Origin of the sequence: Arthrobacter sp. GMC3 (assembly GCF_002929305.1) — a bacterium.
In the GTDB taxonomy this organism is placed as follows: Bacteria; Actinomycetota; Actinomycetes; order Actinomycetales; family Micrococcaceae; genus Specibacter.
In genome coordinates this window covers 15,195-34,060 of the sequence record NZ_PJIO01000002.1, presented here as the reverse complement: position 1 = coordinate 34,060, position 18,866 = coordinate 15,195, and the positions used below count along the sequence as shown (strand labels likewise).

Annotated in this window: 20 protein-coding genes; 16 read left to right on the top strand and 4 right to left on the bottom strand. The window is 62.6% G+C overall.

Translation table 11 applies throughout. The features are described 5' to 3' along the window. Nucleotides 1–32: 32 nt before the first annotated feature. Complete coding sequence (locus tag CXQ94_RS03400; protein ID WP_104086831.1) at nucleotides 33–1,040, bottom strand: adenosine deaminase; 1,008 nt, start codon at nucleotides 1,038–1,040, stop codon at nucleotides 33–35. 41 nt (nucleotides 1,041–1,081) lie between these two features. After that, nucleotides 1,082–1,594, bottom strand: a complete 513-nt coding sequence (locus CXQ94_RS03395; protein WP_104086830.1) for a type I restriction enzyme HsdR N-terminal domain-containing protein — start codon at nucleotides 1,592–1,594, stop codon at nucleotides 1,082–1,084. Nucleotides 1,595–1,866: 272 nt separating this feature from the next. On the opposite strand from CXQ94_RS03395, the gene CXQ94_RS03390 reads away from it, so the two are divergent. The 14 genes from CXQ94_RS03390 to CXQ94_RS03330 all read left to right on the top strand — a co-directional run bounded on the left by CXQ94_RS03390 (nucleotide 1,867) and on the right by CXQ94_RS03330 (nucleotide 14,598). After that, the gene (locus tag CXQ94_RS03390; RefSeq protein ID WP_306418892.1) at nucleotides 1,867–2,958 is read left to right on the top strand and encodes a DUF475 domain-containing protein; all 1,092 of its coding nucleotides are present in this window, start codon (nucleotides 1,867–1,869) and stop codon (nucleotides 2,956–2,958) included. A 32-nt stretch (nucleotides 2,959–2,990) separates the two neighbouring features. Then, entirely contained in the window at nucleotides 2,991–3,581 is a 591-nt protein-coding gene (locus CXQ94_RS03385) for a TerD family protein (RefSeq protein WP_104086828.1), read from the top strand. A gap of 42 nt (nucleotides 3,582–3,623) precedes the next feature. Beyond that, the gene (locus CXQ94_RS03380; protein WP_104086827.1) at nucleotides 3,624–4,205 is read left to right on the top strand and encodes a TerD family protein; all 582 of its coding nucleotides are present in this window, start codon (nucleotides 3,624–3,626) and stop codon (nucleotides 4,203–4,205) included. Between the two features lie 69 nt (nucleotides 4,206–4,274). Then, nucleotides 4,275–4,856: a TerD family protein gene (locus CXQ94_RS03375; protein ID WP_104086826.1), complete on the top strand. Its 582-nt coding sequence runs from the start codon at nucleotides 4,275–4,277 to the stop codon at nucleotides 4,854–4,856. Between the two features lie 189 nt (nucleotides 4,857–5,045). Beyond that, the gene (locus CXQ94_RS03370; protein WP_104086825.1) at nucleotides 5,046–6,239 is read left to right on the top strand and encodes a toxic anion resistance protein; all 1,194 of its coding nucleotides are present in this window, start codon (nucleotides 5,046–5,048) and stop codon (nucleotides 6,237–6,239) included. Between the two features lie 37 nt (nucleotides 6,240–6,276). Beyond that, a complete protein-coding gene (locus CXQ94_RS22435) occupies nucleotides 6,277–6,849 on the top strand; it encodes a hypothetical protein (RefSeq protein WP_181034058.1) in 573 nt (190 codons plus the stop codon). Next, entirely contained in the window at nucleotides 6,837–7,388 is a 552-nt protein-coding gene (locus CXQ94_RS22430) for a TerD family protein (RefSeq protein ID WP_181034057.1), read from the top strand. The genes CXQ94_RS22435 and CXQ94_RS22430 overlap by 13 nt, the downstream gene beginning before the upstream one ends. A 3-nt stretch (nucleotides 7,389–7,391) precedes the next feature. Beyond that, a complete protein-coding gene (locus CXQ94_RS03360) occupies nucleotides 7,392–8,213 on the top strand; it encodes a hypothetical protein (RefSeq protein WP_181034056.1) in 822 nt (273 codons plus the stop codon). 65 nt (nucleotides 8,214–8,278) lie between these two features. Further along, nucleotides 8,279–9,451 (top strand): HpcH/HpaI aldolase/citrate lyase family protein, encoded by a 1,173-nt coding sequence (locus CXQ94_RS03355; RefSeq protein ID WP_104086822.1) that lies wholly within the window; start codon nucleotides 8,279–8,281, stop codon nucleotides 9,449–9,451. Then, nucleotides 9,448–10,923: a phosphoribosyltransferase domain-containing protein gene (locus tag CXQ94_RS03350; RefSeq protein WP_104086821.1), complete on the top strand. Its 1,476-nt coding sequence runs from the start codon at nucleotides 9,448–9,450 to the stop codon at nucleotides 10,921–10,923. The genes CXQ94_RS03355 and CXQ94_RS03350 overlap by 4 nt, the downstream gene beginning before the upstream one ends. Then, nucleotides 10,920–12,089, top strand: a complete 1,170-nt coding sequence (locus CXQ94_RS03345) for a cysteine protease StiP family protein (RefSeq protein ID WP_104086820.1) — start codon at nucleotides 10,920–10,922, stop codon at nucleotides 12,087–12,089. Before CXQ94_RS03350 ends, CXQ94_RS03345 begins: the two co-directional genes overlap by 4 nt. Then, nucleotides 12,082–12,945, top strand: coding sequence for an HAD family hydrolase (locus CXQ94_RS03340; protein WP_104086819.1), 864 nt, complete (start codon nucleotides 12,082–12,084; stop codon nucleotides 12,943–12,945). The genes CXQ94_RS03345 and CXQ94_RS03340 overlap by 8 nt, the downstream gene beginning before the upstream one ends. 165 nt (nucleotides 12,946–13,110) lie before the next feature. After that, the gene (locus CXQ94_RS03335) at nucleotides 13,111–14,115 is read left to right on the top strand and encodes a DUF1524 domain-containing protein (RefSeq protein ID WP_258066639.1); all 1,005 of its coding nucleotides are present in this window, start codon (nucleotides 13,111–13,113) and stop codon (nucleotides 14,113–14,115) included. Between the two features lie 75 nt (nucleotides 14,116–14,190). Then, nucleotides 14,191–14,598, top strand: a complete 408-nt coding sequence (locus CXQ94_RS03330; RefSeq protein WP_104086818.1) for a hypothetical protein — start codon at nucleotides 14,191–14,193, stop codon at nucleotides 14,596–14,598. Here the strand turns inward: CXQ94_RS03330 and CXQ94_RS03325 are convergent. Next, nucleotides 14,595–15,215, bottom strand: a complete 621-nt coding sequence (locus tag CXQ94_RS03325) for a LysE/ArgO family amino acid transporter (protein WP_258066637.1) — start codon at nucleotides 15,213–15,215, stop codon at nucleotides 14,595–14,597. The two genes, CXQ94_RS03330 and CXQ94_RS03325, sit on opposite strands and share 4 nt — an antisense overlap. Nucleotides 15,216–15,285: 70 nt before the next feature. On the opposite strand from CXQ94_RS03325, the gene CXQ94_RS03320 reads away from it, so the two are divergent. Beyond that, complete coding sequence (locus CXQ94_RS03320; RefSeq protein WP_219816974.1) at nucleotides 15,286–16,173, top strand: LysR family transcriptional regulator ArgP; 888 nt, start codon at nucleotides 15,286–15,288, stop codon at nucleotides 16,171–16,173. A gap of 18 nt (nucleotides 16,174–16,191) precedes the next feature. Here the strand turns inward: CXQ94_RS03320 and CXQ94_RS03315 are convergent, their stop codons facing one another. After that, nucleotides 16,192–17,379, bottom strand: a complete 1,188-nt coding sequence (locus CXQ94_RS03315; RefSeq protein WP_104086817.1) for a MalY/PatB family protein — start codon at nucleotides 17,377–17,379, stop codon at nucleotides 16,192–16,194. A 104-nt stretch (nucleotides 17,380–17,483) separates the two neighbouring features. Here CXQ94_RS03315 and CXQ94_RS03310 point away from each other — a divergent pair, with 104 nt between their 5' ends. Beyond that, nucleotides 17,484–18,797 (top strand): MFS transporter, encoded by a 1,314-nt coding sequence (locus CXQ94_RS03310; protein WP_104086816.1) that lies wholly within the window; start codon nucleotides 17,484–17,486, stop codon nucleotides 18,795–18,797. Nucleotides 18,798–18,866 lie beyond the last annotated feature (69 nt).

Here is an 18,866-nt window from a genome sequence, read left to right as displayed (position 1 = left end):
CGCGCGAGTTGTCGCCGTCGTCGCGGCACACGCTAGGCCTGCGCGGCCCGCCATACTGCAAGCTCGGCCAGCAGTTCCGCTTTGCGTTCCTCCGGGGCAAACGAGGAACGGATGGAATTTGCCGCCAAGGTCGCTAAAGTGTCGGCGTCAAAATTGAACTCGTCCACCAGAGCCTGAAAATTGCTGTCCACATAGCCGCCAAAGTAGGCCGGATCATCGGAATTGACGCAGACGTTCAGTCGCGCGGCGAGCATGGCTGGCAACGGGTGTGCTGCCAGGACGTCCACCGCGCGCAGGCGCACATTCGAGAGCGGACACACCGTCAGGGGAACCTGCTCACGGGCCAGTCGTTCCACCAGTGCCGGGTCCTCCATGCTGCGAATCCCGTGGTCAATACGCTCAACATCGAGCAGGTCCAAGGCGTCCCACACATAGCTCGGCGAGCCTTCCTCACCGGCGTGGGCCACCAGTCGCAGGCCTGCGTCACGGGCCCGCTCGTATAACCGCACGAACTTCGACGGCGGATTCCCCACCTCCGCCGAGTCCAGGCCGATCCCGACGATGGGCGCATCCATGGCCAGCAGTTCCGCCAGAACCTCCAACGCGGAGGCCTCTGACTGATCACGCAAGAATGCCGCTATCAGCGCCGTGCTGATGCCAAACTCGGCCTCACTGGCAGCCAGCGCACCCGCAATCCCGTTCACCGCCGTCGCCAGGTCAACGCCACGCAACAGGTGCGCCTGCGGATCGAACATGATTTCCACATGCCGCAACCCGGACGCCTGGGCACGGCCCAGGTAGGCGCGGGTCATGTCGGCAAAGTCCTCGGCCGTCACCAGAACAGCCATGTTGGCGTAGTACAGGTTCAAAAACGACTGCAAGTCTGCGAACTCGTACTGCGCCCGTAATTCCGCCAGTGTGGGAAAGGGCATGGCGATGCCGTTGCGGGCAGCCAGCGCAAGGATCAGCTCGGGCTCCAGGGTGCCCTCAATGTGAAGGTGCAGCTCGGCTTTGGGCATCGAGGACAGTGCGGTTGTCATGACCGCCAGTCTACGATGACGGCCCTACCCCAAACCCCACGTCAGGATTTGTAGATCTTGGCCAAAAGCTTGGGATCCACGATTTCCGCACGGATGACCTCACTCAGGGCCTGCGGGGTTGTGGTGATTCCCGTCCGCCGCTTCACTTCTTTACGAATCTGCTCCAGCATGGTCTCGGAAAGGATCATTTCCAAGAGGGCTTTGGGCTCAGTTGCCGCACGATGCTTCCAAGATTCGTCAATGCGCCGGCGCTTCAAAGCCTCCCGGTGGAGCAGGAACATCAGCTCAGCCTTTTCCTCCAACGACTCCGGCCCCAGCAGGTCAATCTCGAAGGCCATGTTGACAATGACCGGCAATCCGCCGGTTAGATGGTAAGCCTGCCACACGGCGCCGTTGGTCAGAACCATCCATTCAATACCCTCATTGACGGCGTACATCTGAACCTGCCGCAGGTGCCGCTCGTTGAGTTTTTGGCTGATCCGCTTGACCTCAATGAAGGCGACGAGTTGCTTGTCGATACGAACGCCGTAGTCGGCAAAGTCCTGCCTCACCATGTATTCGGTAGTCAGGTCCTTGAACTTGTCATAGTCCAGCCCGTCGTCTGAGTCAGTCTACGGCTGACCCACCTCATACCTGCGGCAAATCATCAGGGTTTTCCCAGCTTTACAACGGGCATTCCATTAGGAATTAGTCGCTCAATTGGAGATAATTGACTAAAGCTTCACAGTCTTTGGACCGTTGGGTCGATCGACTGGCAACGGAGCCGGATGCAAAATCAGGCCCATTTCAGGTCTGGAACTCTCGAGGAGCTAGTCACCGCGTGTTCATGAAGACTTTTGGGTGGTCGTTCGCGATTACTGCCGTGGCTCTCATAGTCGCGTTCTTTTATGGCGGCGTAGAGGCACTTATCCTGTGCGCAATCCTTGGAGTTCTTGAAGTTAGCCTCAGCTTCGACAACGCCGTGGTCAATGCTCGCATCTTGGAAAAGATGAGCGATTTTTGGCAAAAGATCTTCCTCACGGTCGGTATCTTGATCGCAGTTCTGGGTATGCGTGTCGCCTTCCCACTGCTGATTGTTGGTGTCACCGCCAACCTGAATCCGGTGCAGGCCATCTCGCTTGCCTTGGAAAAGGGCAGCATCCACGATCCCGGCACCTACGCCTATCTACTCCATGACGCTCACCCCCAGATCGCCGCTTTCGGTGGCATCTTCTTGCTGATGCTTTTCCTGGACTTCATGTTTGAGGAGCGGGAGCTGCACTGGATCGGCTTCCTTGAAAAGCCGCTGGCATTCATCGGCCGGCTCCATGGCGCCTCGGTGGCAATCGGCCTGATCCTGCTGGTAGCCTCCGCCTCCATGGTCCGCCCCGGTAAGGAAATTGACGTCCTGATTGCCGGCGTCCTCGGCATGGTCACCTACCTGCTGGTCAACGGCCTGGGCGAACTGTTCAACCTTCCCGACGAGAACGACGACGCCGCACCCAAGTCCAAATCCAAATCCACTAACAGCGCCGGCAAAGCCATTGGCAAGGCGGCATTCATGCTCTTCCTCTACCTGGAAGTTATCGACGCCTCCTTCTCCTTCGACGGCGTCATCGGCGCCTTCGCCATCACCTCAGACCCAATCATCATCGCCCTGGGCCTGGGCCTGATCGGGGCCATCTTCGTCCGTTCACTGACGGTCTTCCTTGTCAAGGAAGGCACCTTGGATGAGTTCGAATACCTTGACCACGGCGCGCACTGGGCCATAGGCGCCCTATCAATTATTTTGCTGCTCACCATTAGTGTTGAAATCAACGAAGTAATTACCGGTGTCATCGGCGTCGTTTTCATCGGGGCCGCTTTCGGCTCCTCGATCCTGCGCAACAAAAAGAAGGCCGCCGGCGATGCGACCAAAACACAACAATTTTCCAACTAAAACAGGCAACTTTTCTAAAGGAGTAATTCATTATGGGACTTAGCTTGCAAAAGGGCCAGGCTCTTTCACTGAAGAAGAACGACGGCGGCTCCCTCACCCGGGTCCGCATGGGCTTGGGCTGGGACTCAGCAGCCCCGGTCAAACGCGGGCTGTTCGGCATGAAGAAGGCAGCGGACATCGACCTTGATGCCTCGGCCATCTTCTTTGACAAGAACGGCAAGGCCCTGGACGTGGTTTTCTTCAACCAGTTGCAGAGCAAGGACGGCTCCGCCTCGCACGCCGGCGACAACCTGACAGGTGAGGGCGACGGCGACGATGAAGTGATCAACGTCGACCTGAGCAAGGTCTCCGCCACAGTGGAGCAGATTGTCTTTGTCATCAGCAGCTACAGCCGCCAGACTTTCGACCAGGTTCAGAACGCGTTTTGCCGCCTGCTCGATGACTCAACCCCCGGCTCCCCCGAAGTGGCACGCTTCCAGCTCACCGACGCTGGCACGCACACTGCCATGATCATGGCCAAGGTGTCCCGTGAGGGCTCGGGCTGGTCCTTCAAAGCCATCGGCGAACGCGCCAACGGCCGCACCGCCATGGACCTGGTAGCCCCGGCCGCCAACGCTCTCTAACCGTTCATCAAAAACCAAAAATCAGCGAAGGAGTCCAACAACATGGCATCTTTGACACTGTCCAAGGGCAGCAACCTTTCCTTGACCAAGGCAGATCCCGGCTTGAGCAAGGCCATGATTGGCTTGGGGTGGGACCCGCGAACCACCAGCGGGGAAGCTTTCGACCTCGATGCCTCGGCATTGTTGGTGGGCAAGAACGGTAAAGTCCGCAACAACGACGACTTCATCTTCTACAACCAGCTCGAAGCCAAGGACGGCTCCGTCATCCACCAAGGTGACAACCGTACTGGCGAAGGCGACGGCGACGACGAGCAGATCCTGATCAACCTCAACGCGGTCTCGGCGGACATCGACCGGGTCATCATTGTGGTTTCCATTGATCAAGCTGACGCCCGCCGGCAGAACTTTGGCCAGGTACGTGACGCCTTCTGCCGCGTGGTCAACCAGGACACGGACACGGAAATTGTCCGCTACGACCTTTCCGAGGACGCCGCATCGGAAACCACCATGATCTTTGCCGAGATCTACCGCAACGGTGCCGAATGGAAATTCCGCGCCGTCGGGCAGGGCTACGCCACCGGCTTGCACGGAATCGCCACCGACTTCGGCATCGTCCTGGACTAGTTCCACCCCTCCCACCGGTATTTGCCCGCGGGTACGCTTGAGAACAACCGAAACGAAGGAAAAGACTTCATGGCTGGATTGACGCTTGAAAAAGGTAACAACCTCTCACTGACCAAAACCGATCCGGGCCTTGCACAGGCTTTGGTTGGTTTGGGTTGGGATCCGCGCACCACAACCGGTGACGCCTTCGACCTGGACGCCTCGGCCTTGCTGCTGGGCGCCAACGGCAAGGTACGCTCCGGCGACGACTTCATCTTCTACAACCAGCCCTCCGCCAAGGACGGCTCAGTAGTTCACAAGGGTGACAACCGTTCCGGTGACGGGGCAGGCGACGACGAGCAAATCGCCATCGACCTCACCAAGATCGCAGCAGACGTCGACCGCGTGGTCATCGTCGTCTCGATCGACAAGGCCGAGGAGCGTCGCCAGAACTTCGGCCAGGTCCGCGGCGCTTACTGCCGCGTGATCAACGCCAGCAACGACACCGAAATCGTGCGCTTCGACCTGAGCGAAGACGCAGCCCCGGAGACGTCCATGCTGTTCGCCGAGATTTACCGCAACGGTTCCGAATGGAAGTTCAAGGCTGTTGGCCAGGGCTACGCCACCGGACTCGCGGGAATCGCCACCGACTTCGGCGTACCGCTGGGCTAGTCCCCGCGCCCTCCCCAACTGAATTCGCTAGAGCGAATCCAGTTGGGGCCCCTCGGTCGCGTGGGCCCAACGAACCGGATAAAGGAGCGTGGGCCCAACGACCCGAGACATGTCTGGGCCCGACAAACCGAGACGTGCTCCGGCCCCACTAATGCTCTGTATCCACCGCAAACGAATCTGGATAAACACATGACAAGCCCGCTGACTCCTCCCACCGAAGCCGAAACCTCATTGGTACTGAAGGCTCCCGACGCACCGGACATTGTTGAGCCGGAGCAGGCACCAGGTATGGTTCCGGTCCCGGCCGAACGCCAGGTCGAGATCAATCGCCAGGCGAAGGAATACATTTCGGAGATTGCCAACTTTGATGCCCGCAGCCCGGAGTTCACGGAAAAAGTTGATGGTATTTCCAAGCTGGCCGGCTCAGAAATGACGTCCTCCTCGGACGCCTCCAGCCGCATGTTGGAGCGCTCCACCACCTCGCTGGCCGGTGCCAAGAAGAGCGGCAACGGCGCCCAGGCCCAGGTCGCCGGGACGCTGAATGACCTCCGCAGCACGGTTGAGGATCTGACCCCCAACAATGCAGATCTTGGCGTGGGCCGGAAGATTCTCGGTTTCATCCCCGGTGGCAACAAGATGGCCAAGTACTTCCAAAAGTACGAGTCGGCGCAGACCCAGCTCGACGCCATCATCAAGTCCCTCATGGCCGGCCAGGACGAACTCCTGAAGGACAACGCCTCACTTGCTGGGGAAAAGGTCAAGATGTGGGAGACCATGCAGAGCCTGAGCGAATACGCCGTGTTCGCCAAGGCCCTGGACGCCGCGTGTGTGGAGAAAATTGACGCGACCCGCGCTGCCGGCCAGATCGAGCAGGCACAGAAGCTGGAAGCTGACGTCCTGTTCCCCATCCGCCAACGCCATCAGGACATCCTGACCCAGCTGGCCGTGTCAGTCCAGGGCTACCTCGCCATGGACCTGATCCGTAAGAACAACGTTGAACTCATCAAGGGAGTGGACCGGGCCCGCACCACCACCATCTCCGCCCTGCGCACCGCCGTCATTGTGGCCCAGGCCCTGGCGAACCAGAAGATGGTGCTGGATCAGATCGACGCCATCAACACCACCACCAACAACATGATCCTGAAGACTAGCGAAATGTTGAAGGATCAGACGGTTCGCATCCACCAGCAGGCTTCCAGTTCCGGCGTCAGCGTCGAGACCTTGCAGAAGGCCTTCGATAACGTCTTCGCCACCATGGATGCCATCGACACGTTCCGTGCCACCGCGGCCAAGAACATGGAAGGTACTGTGCACGCCCTGGAGGACGGACTGGCCAAGGCCAAGCCGTACCTTGAGCGTTCACGCCAGACCGACCGGGAGTAGCCTAGGAAATACTTTCTTCGAAGCAAAGGGAACCACAATGATTGGCCGTTTTGTAGGTGGTCTCTTCGGGGGCGGGCAAGAACCGGCAGTGCCGCCCGCCGACGCATTGGACCCCGTGGCGGCGGAAATCGCCGAAATGGGAACTGCGGTGGACTCGCTCCGTACTGCAGTGCGCCGTTCCGGCAGTCATCTGCCACCCCTGTTGACCTCCCAGTTGCGCCATTTGGGTGACCTGATGCGCGAGGCTGTGACGGACATCAGCATCCGTGGCTGTTCCACCGAACAGCGGGTGCTGCTCAACGCCATGATCTGTTCTTATGTGCCCACGCCGTTGCAAGCTTATTTGGCCCTGCCGCCGGAGCACCACGACGGCGAATCCAAGGCGACGTTCATGTTTGCCGAGCAGCTGGCCACCTTGGAAGAAACCTTGGCCGATCTGCTCAACCAGATCCGGATCGGCGCCGTCGAGGAACTTTCCACCCATGGGCGTTTCCTGGCCGACAAATTTGCCGGCCAGGACGCCGCCTTGCAACTCGAACACCGACCCGCACCCCATGTACCCGCCGAAAGGGACCCATTGCGTTTGGAAGGCCAGTCGTGGCAACACTAGTAGCCGGGGCCAATGCTGCCCTGACAGTTGAAAACCCGGGACTGGATCACGTGGTGGTGGGCTTGGGCTGGGACACCATCCCCAGCCACGGTCCCAGCGCCGAGCTGGTGCCTTTTGCCGTCATGTGTGATGCCAACGGTGTGGCAGCCTCCAACGATCATCTGGTTTTCTTCAACCAGATTGTCAGCGCCGACGCCTCGGTCGCCTTTTCGGGGGATGAGGATCAAGAGCAGATTGACGTTGCTCTCTCACTGGTCCCGGAGGACATCACCAAGATCGTCTTTTTTGTCTACGTAGACCCGGACGTGCGCGGCAAGGGCACTTTTGCCTCCGTGCGTAATTCTCATATCCGCCTCTCCACGGCCGGGGACCGGGAGATTCTGCGGTTCGACATCCCCGCCTCCAACATGGAATCCGTCACGGCGTTGATCTTCGGCGAGCTCTACAGGCACCGCACCGAATGGAAGTTCCGTGCCCTGGGCCAGGGCTACACCACGGGCTTGGCCGGCGTGGCCAAGGACTTCGGAATCAGCCTCTAGCCAATGATCAATAGGTCCCCCACCCCTCGCACGGATCTGCCGTATTTACGACGCCGGATCAAACCCGGGCAGGCATCAGCGGCACCCAGCGTGCCTATGATTGCAACGGCACCGCCGGCAACCCCAACCTCAGGTGGCTTGAATCTGGGCCGCCCGCTGGCACCTCAGCCACCATCGCCCGCACCATCGGCACGGCAAGCATCAGCTGGCCTGGTGCTGGGACACAACGCCCCGGCGTCGTCCGCCAACCCCCGGGCGCAAAAACTCAAGGCTCTGCGCGAGGCCGCAACCGTTATGGACCATGAGGTGGAACTTCTCTTCCCCGCCCCTGGAATCAGAGACATTTATGAACTGAACATACAGGATCGTGTCCTGCGGTTATCGGCCCTGGAATCGGCTGTGGGAACCCTGGTTGTCAGCGGCAGCACCGCCATGGCGTGGGAGAGCGTGCGGCGGGTGACCGGCGGCGCCGACGTCGACGGGCACACCGCTGGCAGCACCGTGATGACCAAGGGGAACCGGCCCCTGGCGGGCTACGACGGCCAGAACGCCCTGGTGACCCTGCGCCACATTCGCCAGCTCCGGCGGGCCATTTTCATCAACCGTGGCACCCGGCCCATGGGTGTGCAGATTTTTAGCGGCGCGTCTGTGGCCGTGCCACCGCCAGCCGACGGCACCCAGATCCTTGTCCTGGCACTGCGTATTGGCAATGTGCTGGAACTGCGGGCCGAGCCGGTTCCGCACGGTTGGTCCGATCTGCAGATCTGGCAGGAGTTTGACTTCACCATGACGCACGCGGCGCCGGTCTCCTCTTACCGGCGTTAACCAGCGTCGAGTGTGCCCTGCCGCAGCGCAGCACCCCAATTCTTGAAAATAGTGCGAAAGGGCACATGCGACACTTTCGGTACCTCACACCGTCCCAGCTGAGCCGGCTGTTTTTTCGGCAACCGCAGGAGTTGACGGCCACTACTGACCCGGGGCTGCTGGCCGTTGCCCTGGGCGGCACGCTTTACACCCCGGCGAACCGTGCAGATCTAGTCAAGGACGTCCTGCGTCAGCGCGACTTGGGCTGCGCATCCATGGTGCTGTGCCTTGAGGACTCCATTCCCGACGCCGATGTTCCGGCGGCAGAGAGCAACGTGGTTCAGGCGCTTTCTCGCTTGTCGGAGCACGACGGCGACCTGCCCTTGCTGTTTGTGCGGGTCCGCACACCCGAACAAATGCTCAGCGTCTCGCGCCGCGCCGGCCACAGTTTGTCGATCCTGACCGGTTTTGTGATCCCCAAGTTCGACAACGAAACGGGGGCGGGCGCAGCATTCCTTGATGCCCTGCACACCATCCAGGCCGAACAGGGTCTCGATGGGACCGGCCGGCGCCTGCGGATCATGCCGATCCTGGAATCACCGGCCGTCATCCATCTGGAAACTCGTGCGCAGGCGCTAACGAACATCCATGAGCTTTTGCGCGCCAACCGGGAGGACATCTTGTCCGTGCGCATCGGTGCCACCGACATGTCCAGCGCCTTTGGGCTGCGCCGTTCCCGCGATCTGACCATCTACGACGTCAACGTGGTGGCCGGCGTCATCGGTGACATTGTCAACGTCCTGGGCCGGCCCGACGGCGGCTTCGTGATCTCCGGACCCGTCTGGGAACACTACGCAAACACCGAACGGGTGCTGCGCCCGCAGCTGCGCCTGACCCCGTTCGTGGGCGCCTCCGAACAAGAATTGCGCACCAGGATCATGACCGCAAACCTTGACACGTTGATCCGGGAGATCGAGCTGGATCTGGCCAACGGCCTGCTCGGCAAGACGGTCATCCACCCCACGCACGTCGCCCTGGTCCACGCCATGAGCGTTGTCAGCCATGAGGAATTCCTGGACGCCACAGCCATCGCCGGCAATGTGGGCGGGGGTGCCGCAGCCTCCCCGTACCGCAACAAGATGAACGAGATGAAGCCACACCAGGCGTGGGCGCAACGGATCCTGTTGCGCGCGCAGGCCTTTGGTGTTGCGGCCGACGACGTCACGTTCGTGGATCTCCTGGAAGCGAGCATGTCATGAGCGGGCCCAGCCCTGCGCCCTGGAGCGGCAGCTTCCTCGCATCTGCCCTAGGCATCCGCATCCACTCCGATCCCGCGAGCGCAGTGGCAGTAGAAGACCTAGTAGGCCTGGCCCTGCGCCGAAATCCCAAACGAGCGCACCTGCTGGTATCGCAGGTCCTCGCCAAGCACATCCCCACCGAACCGGCACTTGTCATGGCCGCCGGCGAACTGCTGGGGGCCTTCGTGGCACAGGCGTTGGCCGACGCCGGGCACACCCAACCGCTTGCGGATGAAAGTTCCATCCAGCTGGCGGCGGCACAGCTCACGGCCGTCTTGGCACCCGGCACTTCTGCCGATCAGAGGCGCCGGGCCATCGACTCTTTCGCCGAACATGTAACTGGCCTGCGCACCCGCGTGCCCGACGCCGTCGTAATTGGCTACGCCGAAACGGCTACCGGCCTTGGCCGACTCGTAGCCAATGCCCTGGGCGCCTATTACATCCACTCGACCCGGCATGCCACCCCGGGCGTTGCGGAGGCTGCCGGGTTCCAGGAGGGGCATTCGCACGCCACATCGCATTTGTTGGTGCCCACCGATCCGCACTGGCTAGCTGGCAAGGGCCCGGTTATTTTGGTCGACGACGAGCTCAGCACCGGTTCCACCGTCATCAACACCATCCGCGAACTGCATGCCTTGGTGCCGCACCCCAGCTATGTGGTGGCGGCGCTGATCGACCTGCGAGCAGCCGCTGACCGCGAGCGCTTTGACGCCCTGGCCGCCGAGCTGGGCTGCCGAATTTCGGTGGTGGCCCTGGGTACCGGTTCCATTGAACTGGGCGGGGACATCCTGGACCGGGCGGCAGAGCTGATCGACGGACTGCCGCAACAGCTATCCACAACGGCACAGCCCGGGCGACTGTCAATCTTGGAATTCATGCCCGAGGACGTCACCCCCATCCGCAGCGACCGCTTTGGCAATACGGCCCCGCCAGCGCCGGAAACCATCGCCTTTGTAGCTGACAAGGTGGCGAACCTTCTGGACCGCCAGGCATCGCAAGGCCCCGTCGTTGTGGTGGGTACCGAGGAGAACATGTTCCTTCCGCTTGCTGTCGCGACGCAACTTCAGCGGCTGCGCCCCGGCGTCGAGGTGCAGTTCTCCACCACCACCCGTTCCCCCATTGTGCCCATCGACAGGGAAGACTACGCCATCGCAGGGGCACTGACGTTTGCCAGTCACGACCTGACAGCCGACGGGCCAGGTGTCAGGTACGCCTACAACCTCACCGGAACCGGCCGGCGCCCGGGCACTATTGTTGCGTTCCCCGAGCCCGGCACCAGCATAGGTGACATCACGCGGGGCAGCGCCACCGCCGGGCTTGTGGGGCTGGCAACTGCACTACAAACCGCGGCCGATGACGTCGTCGTGGTGCTCTTGCCCGCAGACTACCCAACACCGCACCCCACTACGGCAGCAGCAGAGGAAAACCCATGAGCACCACCGCCCTTCCGGTTCCGTTGACCGGGCCGGAGTTTGGCTCCTACGCCCCCGGCGAGGTCACGTGGCTGCTGCAGGATTTGAGCCACCTGGCGTTGGAGGCGCCCACGGCCGAGCGGGAGCATGCCATCCAGTCCGGTGCCGCGAACTATGCCGAATCTCTGCCGGTGGAATACACCCCGAGCCCCGAATACCAGGCGTTGTACCAGGACGCACTGGAACGTTCGGGCGAACGGATTGCCACGGCTGTGGGAGTCGTGACGGAACTGGTGCTGGCTGCGCGAAACAACCAGCCGGTGCTGGTTTCACTGGCCCGGGCCGGCACGCCCATCGGGATTTTGATGCGCCGCTGGGCGCAGGCGGTCCACGGGATCGACGCCCCACACTTCACCATGAGCATCGTGCGCGGCGTAGGTCTTGACCAGGTGGCGTTGCGCTATTTAGCCGCGAACTTTGACCCTGCACGGATCATGTTCGTCGATGGCTGGACGGGCAAGGGCGCCATTTCCAAGGAACTTGCCGCCGCCTTGGACGCCTTTGAAAAGAGCGACGGCGTGCGCTTCCCCGCCGATCTGGCCGTCCTGGCCGATCCCGGCCACTGCGTGGAGCTGTACGGCACGCGGGAGGACTACCTGATCCCCTCCGCCTGCCTGAACTCCACGGTTTCCGGTCTGGTCTCGCGCACCGTCTTCAACACCGAACACATTGGCCCTGACGAATTCCACGGAGCCAAGTTCTATGCGGAATTGGCACCCAATGATGTCTCGGAAGAGTTTCTGGACGCCATCTCCAGCCAGTTTTCCGCCGTCCGCGGCGCCGTCGAAACGGAAGTGGCAGCCCTGGCGGGCCTTGACAGGACACCTAGCTGGGTGGGCTGGCAGGCGGTGGAGCGGATCAGCTCCGAGTACGGCATCAACAATGTGAACCTGGTGAAGCCAGGCGTTGGGGAGACCACGCGTGTGCTGCTGCGCCGGGTGCCGTGGAAGGTGCTGGTAAATCCCGATGCCCGCGCCGACGTCGCCCACGTCCTGCTGCTGGCTGAGCAACGCGGCGTCCCGGTCGAAGAAGTCCCCGAACTGCCCTACAGCTGCGTTGGCCTGATCAATCCACTGTTCGACAAAAGCGCTGTGGGCGCCGACGGCAAGGCGGTGCACCATGCATGAGACCCTGACACTTGATGAACCCGCCGTCTCAGCGCCCGGGCTCACCAGTACCGTCGTGGTGGCCTGTGATCTTGATAGGACGCTGATCTACTCCAAGAATGCCCTGTGGCTCGAGGGCGCAGACAAGGACGCCCCGCCCATGATGGTGGCCGAGGTCTATGACGGCGCTCCCCTCTCTTATATGACCCGCACCGCCGAGAACCTCCTGCTTGAAGTCATGGACGCCTCGACGTTTGTCCCCGTCACCACGCGCACGCAGGCTCAGTACGAGCGAGTGCAACTGCCCGGGCCGGTCCCGGAATACGCGATTACTTCCAACGGCGGCGTGCTGTTGCATCGAGGGGTGCGCGATCCCCATTGGCAGGAGCATCTGAGGCTGCGAATCGCCGCCGACTGTGCGCCCCTGGAGACCGTCGAGGAGTACCTTTCCGACCCGGCTTTCGCCAGTTGGATTTTGCGTTTGCGACGGGCCGAGGACCTCTTCGTCTACGCCATCATCGAGCGGGACGCTATGCCCGCAGCATTTTTGGCAAACCTGACCGCCATGTGCGCAACGGCGGGGTGGACGGTGTCCGTACAGGGCCGCAAACTGTATTGCGTACCGGTGCCCATCAACAAGACCGACGCACTGGCCGAGGTGGCGCGTCGCACGGGGGCCACCACTGTCATGGCCGCCGGTGACTCTCTTTTGGATCAGGACATGCTGGCCAACGCCGACATCGCCTTCCGTCCGCTCCATGGTGAGATGCACGACGCCGGATACCTGGCCCCGCATCTGCGCCTCACCTCCGTGCGGGGCGTCCTGGCCGGCGAGGAAATCCTCAAAAACATTCTGGCACTGCTGCAACCGGTTTAGGGCCCGTCCCAACGGCCGGGATGCCGCATCGGTCATTTGAGGTTGACATAGCAGGGGTAAAAGTCTGCTTCGGCATCCCCACCTGCTCAGCTGCATGGCTCTTGCCGGCCGGTCCCCGGGATAGGGTTGTGGGTCACCCCCTCGTTTCCACGAAAGAGCACCGCCTTGCGCAAGATCCGTACCGCCGGCCCCTCCCGGACCACCGATTTCATCCTGGGGACGGTCCTTGCCACCGTCTTGTTACTGGCCACGGCCTGCGGCGGCGCACCAGCACCTGCGGGCGCCCCGGCGTTGGACGTAGCGGAAGCCCCGGGTGATTCTGCCCCGATGGATGGCGATCACGCACCGGATGCCGGCGGCGCGGATCTGGCGGCCAACACCGAGCCAGAGTTCGCGTCCAAGGCCCTGGATGTTCTGGCGACACTCCCCGTCAAGGGCAGGGCGCCGAAGACCGGGTACAGCCGCACGGAATTTGGCCAGGCGTGGGCGGATGTGGACAAGAACGGCTGCGACACACGCAATGACATCCTGAACCGGGACCTGAGTGCCAAGACATACAAGCCGGGAACCCAGGATTGCACGGTCCTTAGCGGCGTGCTGGCAGACCCCTATACGGCCACGTCCATTTCCTTTGTACGCGGGACAGACACCAGTTCCGCCGTGCAAATTGACCATGTGGTGGCGCTCAGCGATGCCTGGCAGAAAGGCGCTCAGCAACTCACCGTGCAGCAGCGCACGGCCTTGGCCAACGATCCGCTGAACCTACTGGCCGTTGATGGCCCCGCCAACCAGCAAAAGAGCGACGGCGACGCCGCCACCTGGTTGCCGCCGAGCAGGGCGTACCGCTGCAACTATGTGGCGCGGCAAATTTCCGTAAAAGCCACCTACAAGCTTTGGGTTACCGCCGCCGAACACGATGCAATGACCGTGGTTCTTGGAAGCTGCACCGATGCAACGGTGCCCACCAGCCAGGGTGCCCCCGCCGCCGAGGCAGCGGCCCCTCCGGCCAACCCTGCCCCCGCGCAGGCACCCGCACAGGCTCCAGCCGCTGACATCTACTACAAGAATTGTGCCGCCGTCCGGGCAGCGGGCGCCGCCCCCATCCGGGCCGGACAGCCAGGATTCCAGAGCAAGTTTGACGGCGACGGCGACGGCGTAGGGTGCGAATAGGCGCCGCCCTCACCTGCCATGATTTTTGCTGGATCCACCCCTAGATACTGTGTCCCTGATCGCTAATATTGACTTATGGGCGCACACGATGAGCAACCTGTGGTTCCGGCTCTGTGGATTCGCCACGACAGCGAGATCCTGCCGTTGTGGTGGGAGCGTTTGTGTGCCCAGATGGGGCCGCAATCGGCCTCGCGGTACGCCGCGGGCCTATTCGACCACGACCGCCGCCGCCCCATAGCCCAATGGTTCAACCCCGCCCTCAACGCGGCCTTGCTGGTGGCAATCGAGACCGGACCTGAATGGCCGGTGCAACGTTTTGCCGTGTTCTACGCCCCTCCGGGCCACGGCTTTAGCAAGGTTCGCATGGACAGCCATGAGTGGTTCACCCGCACACCGCGGGCCTCGCCCACGGAGGAGGAGGCCTTTGCCGCGTCCATTGTCTCCGCCGAGGCGTTCTTGCGGGTAGAGATGGACTTTCTCTAGGCCCCCAGCGCCATTTTCACGCCGAGGAAAACCATGACCGCGGCGATCATGGCGTCCAGTACCCGCCACGCGCCGGGCTTGGCGAAAATTGGACGCAGAAGCTTGGCCCCGAAGCCCAGGGCGCTGAACCAGATGACGCTTCCCAGTGCTGCGCCAACGCCAAACCACCAGCGCAAATCACCGTGCTGGTTGGCAAGCGTGCCCAGCAGCAGCACGGTGTCCAGGTAGACATGGGGGTTCAGCCAGGTCAGCGTCAGCACCGTCACCATAACTGCCCTGCGACTCAGCGATCCCTGCTGCGCACTTGCGTTGAGGGCGCCCGGGCGGAAGGCCCGCTTGGCTGCCAGGGCACCGTAGGCGAGCAGGAACGCCGCTCCAGCCAGCCGAATGACCACCACCACGGCGGGTACCGCCCGCACCACTTCGCCGATCCCAACGATGCCGGCGGCAATAAGGACTATGTCACTGAGCATGCACACCAACACCACCAGCAGCACGTGTTCACCGCGAAGACCTTGGCGCAACACAAAGGCGTTTTGGGCGCCGATGGCGATGATGAGGGCCAGCCCGGCGCCTAGGCCGGTGGCTGTCGTTGAGAGGATTTCAAGTGCGATCACAACTACTGAAACTACTAGAGTGACCAGTACCGGTACAGCTAATTATTTTACGTATACCTAAGGGATTCTAATGATGAACTTTCAAACCGAGCAGCTCCGCACCTTTCTAGCGGTCCTGGAATGCGGCACCTTCGAAGCGGCGGCGCAGCAATTGCATGTCACCGCGTCGGCCGTTTCCCAGCGAATTAAGGCCCTTGAGCAGGCTGCCGGCCAGGTTCTGCTGCAACGAACTGCCCCGATTTCGCCCACTGCGGCCGGCGTTATTGTGCACAGGTTGGCACGGCAGCTGCGGCAATTGGAGTCCGATGCGGCCACGGAGCTGGGTCTGACCGGAACAGCCCGGACGGCCATCACCGTGGTGGTCAACGCCGATTCCCTGGCCACCTGGTTCATGCCAGCGCTGGCCATCATCCCGGCGGACTCGGGGCTGAGTTTTGAGGTGCTGCGCGAGGATGAGCAGCACTCGGCAAGCCTGCTGCGCTCCGGCGCGGCCATGGCGGCAGTCACCGCCACACCGGATCCCGTTCAGGGCTGCTCCGTTGTTCCACTAGGCGCCATGAGATACCGCGCGGTCGCGTCTGCACCCTTCATGCGCCGCTGGTTCCCCGGAGGATTCACCCCAGGGCTATTGGCCGCGGCGCCGGCCGTGCAATTCGACCGCACGGACACCTTGCAAAGCAACTTCTTCACCACCGTGACAGGTTCAGCGCTGACCGGTGCACAGCATTTCATCCCGGACACAATCCAATTTGCCGCGGCCGTCCAGCTTGGTCTGGGGTGGGGCCTGATGCCGGAGGCACATTGCCGCGCGGGGCTGCGCTCCGGCGATCTGGTGGAACTTCTCCCCGGCCATCTCTCGCACATCGAACTGTTCTGGCAGCGCTGGAGGATACAGTCCACGGCGCTGGACCTCCTCAGCGCCGCTGTTACCACGGCAGCGGCCACCGCACTTTCCTAGCCGCAGCGGCTCGCTCGACTAGGCCGCCACGGCGGCCCCCATCTTCTCAAGAATCTCTCGCAAGAGTGGCCGGGGTGTGGCGAAGTTGAGCCGCACAAAGCCCTTGCCTGGCTCGCCGCACGCGGCACCGTCGACCAACGCCACACCAGCATTTTCGTGGAAGAAATCGGCCAAGGAACCGCCCAGCCTCAGTGCGGAGCAATCGATGAAGGCCAGGTAGGTCCCTTCCGGCACCAGAACCCGCGCCCCGGGCAAATGCGTGGCCACTAACTCGGCCAGCAGCTGCCGGCTTCCGTCCAGGTAGTCCAGGACCTGTGCAAGCCACGGCCCGCCGTTGGAGTACGCGGCAATGTTCGCCACCACACCCAGGGTGCTGGCCCCATGTTCCACAAAGTGGCTCACACCCGCCCAGTGCTCACGGTCGGCGGCGTTGGAGAAGATCATTTGGGCGGCCTTGAGTCCCGCGAGGTTCCACGCCTTCGACGCCGATGTGGCACTCACAGTGTGGCTCGCCACAACGGCACTGACGGATGCGTACGGAACGTGGGTGCCGCCGTCGTAGACCAAGGGCGCATGGATCTCATCCGAGAAAACCCGGGCACCGCTCCGGGCAACAATCTCACTGATGCGCAGCAGTTCGGCGCGGCTGTACACCTTGCCCACGGGGTTGTGCGGGTTACACAAGACCAGCAGGCCTCCACCTGACAACGCGGCGTCCAGAGCGTCGAAGTCCAGCTCCCAGGATGCCGCAGCAGCGATCATGGGCACTTCGACCAGTTCGCGCCCGTAGATTGGCGGCAGTTCAAGGAACGGCATGTAGGCGGGGGTGAGGACCACAATCTTCGCATTCGGTGCGCTGAAGTGATTGACGGTGCACTCCAGTGCCGTCAGGACATCGGCCACAGGGCGGATCCAGTCCGCCGGGACATCCCAACTGTGGCGGGCCAGCATGAAGTTGCGGCACGCTGAACCCATGGCGGTCATTAGATGATCCGGCAAATATCCTACCAATCCGCGCCCCACGGCATCCTGCAGGGCATCGGTAACGGGCCCTGCCATGCCGAAATCCATCTCCGCCACCCACGCCGGTAATTGCTGCCCAAATCTGGTCCATTTCAGGGAGCCCACGGCGTGCAACTCTCCGGCCGTGATGGCGTCAAATAGTTCTTCTGCCGTTCCCTTGCCGGTTCCGGACGTCTCTGTCATAGCGGGCCGCTCCTCTGTCACACTTGTCTATGGCTCTGCTTTTCCTTAGGCCACATCGTCCCACAGTCCCCGATCCGCGGCCCCGTCTTCGCCGCAAGGAGTCCATGAGCACCCCCGCAGCCCTGCAGTCCCGTGAGAAAACCACACAGCGTTCGCGCCAGCGCCGCAACCAGCTGGTGTTGGTGATCGGCCAGCTCCTCTCGGGCGTGGGCGTGGCGTCGGGGATCTCCGTGGGCGGTATTCTTGCCGCGCAGCTGGCGGGCACCACGGCGGCCTCCGGTTTTGTGCAGACGGCCTCCACCTTGGGTGCCGGGCTGGTGGCGGTGCCGTTGGCCAATCTTGCCGTCCGGGCGGGGCGCCGCTGGGCGTTGAGCACCGGGTTTGCCCTGGGAGCCTTGGGCGCGGTGCTGGTCCTGCTCGCCGCGAGCCTTGGCCAGTTCTGGTTGATGGCAGTTGGCATGCTGTTCTTTGGCGCCGCCAGCGCTTCGGGGCTTCAGGCCCGGTATGCGGCGGTGGACGGCGTGGCCCCGGAGAAGGCTGGCCGGGCCATGGCGATCGTCATCTGGGCCACCACCGTGGGATCGGTGGCCGGCCCCAACCTTTCCGAGCCAGGTCGCCAGCTGGGCATCAGCCTCGAGATGGTGCCGCTCTCCGGTCCGTTCATCTTTTCCCTGGTCGCGTTTGTCACGGCTGCCTTGGTAATCGCCACCTTCTTTCTGGGGGCACCCAAGCCGGCACCTTCGGCGGTGGCGGATGACGCTGTCGCCCCTGCCCAGGCGGGGAAGAAGGAAAAGGGACCCGGCGCTTGGACAGCGCTGCGCATCGCCGCAAGGAGCCCGCGAGCGCTGGCCGCGCTTGCCGCGGTGACCGGCGGGCACATGATTATGGTGGGCGTGATGGTCATGACGCCGGTGTCCATGAACGCGCACGGGCATTCCCTGGAGATCATCGGCCTGGTGATCAGCCTGCACATTGTGGGGATGTATGCGGCGAGCCCCGTGTTCGGCTGGCTGGTGGATAAGCTTGGCGCGCTGCGGGTGGTCCTGGCCGGATGTGTCATCTTCTTGGCGGCGATCATCCTCGGCGCCCTGGTCTCGGACAGCAGCGATCCCCTATTCATGTCGATAGCACTCACCACCTTGGGGCTGGGCTGGTCCGCGTGCCTCATCGGTGGATCGTCCCTGCTCAGCGCCTCCGCACCCCAGGAAATCCGGGTTCCGCTGCAGGGCGCCAGTGACATGATGATGAACTTTGGCGCCGCTGGTATGGCCGCCGTGGCCGGGCCGGTGCTCACGGCGGGCGGCTTCCGCTGGGTGAATATCGTGGCCCTGATAGTCCTGATCCCCATCGTCATCCTGGCCGTGCGGGCCTTCCGGAGCCCGCTTACCACCCCCGCAAACCAGGACACCGCGGCCTGAGTGCACCGTTAGCGAACTTGCCGCACTCGACCCGCAACGAGTTTCGCGCATCTTGGTCACTGGCGCCGA

Excerpts from the sequence above, each read along its gene's own strand:
- CXQ94_RS03350 (WP_104086821.1), top strand. The coding sequence starts at position 9,448 with ATGAGCGGGCCCAGCCCTGCGCCCTGGAGCGGCAGCTTCCTCGCATCT.
- CXQ94_RS03380 (WP_104086827.1), top strand. The coding sequence starts at position 3,624 with ATGGCATCTTTGACACTGTCCAAGGGCAGCAACCTTTCCTTGACCAAG.
- CXQ94_RS03345 (WP_104086820.1), top strand. The coding sequence starts at position 10,920 with ATGAGCACCACCGCCCTTCCGGTTCCGTTGACCGGGCCGGAGTTTGGC.
- CXQ94_RS03310 (WP_104086816.1), top strand. The coding sequence starts at position 17,484 with ATGAGCACCCCCGCAGCCCTGCAGTCCCGTGAGAAAACCACACAGCGT.
- CXQ94_RS03360 (WP_181034056.1), top strand. The coding sequence starts at position 7,392 with ATGATCAATAGGTCCCCCACCCCTCGCACGGATCTGCCGTATTTACGA.
- CXQ94_RS03340 (WP_104086819.1), top strand. The coding sequence starts at position 12,082 with ATGCATGAGACCCTGACACTTGATGAACCCGCCGTCTCAGCGCCCGGG.
- CXQ94_RS03320 (WP_219816974.1), top strand. The coding sequence starts at position 15,286 with ATGATGAACTTTCAAACCGAGCAGCTCCGCACCTTTCTAGCGGTCCTG.
- CXQ94_RS03315 (WP_104086817.1), bottom strand. The coding sequence starts at position 17,379 with ATGACAGAGACGTCCGGAACCGGCAAGGGAACGGCAGAAGAACTATTT.
- CXQ94_RS03375 (WP_104086826.1), top strand. The coding sequence starts at position 4,275 with ATGGCTGGATTGACGCTTGAAAAAGGTAACAACCTCTCACTGACCAAA.
- CXQ94_RS03395 (WP_104086830.1), bottom strand. The coding sequence starts at position 1,594 with ATGGTGAGGCAGGACTTTGCCGACTACGGCGTTCGTATCGACAAGCAA.
- CXQ94_RS03355 (WP_104086822.1), top strand. The coding sequence starts at position 8,279 with ATGCGACACTTTCGGTACCTCACACCGTCCCAGCTGAGCCGGCTGTTT.
- CXQ94_RS03370 (WP_104086825.1), top strand. The coding sequence starts at position 5,046 with ATGACAAGCCCGCTGACTCCTCCCACCGAAGCCGAAACCTCATTGGTA.
- CXQ94_RS03330 (WP_104086818.1), top strand. The coding sequence starts at position 14,191 with ATGGGCGCACACGATGAGCAACCTGTGGTTCCGGCTCTGTGGATTCGC.
- CXQ94_RS03400 (WP_104086831.1), bottom strand. The coding sequence starts at position 1,040 with ATGACAACCGCACTGTCCTCGATGCCCAAAGCCGAGCTGCACCTTCAC.
- CXQ94_RS03385 (WP_104086828.1), top strand. The coding sequence starts at position 2,991 with ATGGGACTTAGCTTGCAAAAGGGCCAGGCTCTTTCACTGAAGAAGAAC.
- CXQ94_RS22435 (WP_181034058.1), top strand. The coding sequence starts at position 6,277 with ATGATTGGCCGTTTTGTAGGTGGTCTCTTCGGGGGCGGGCAAGAACCG.
- CXQ94_RS03390 (WP_306418892.1), top strand. The coding sequence starts at position 1,867 with ATGAAGACTTTTGGGTGGTCGTTCGCGATTACTGCCGTGGCTCTCATA.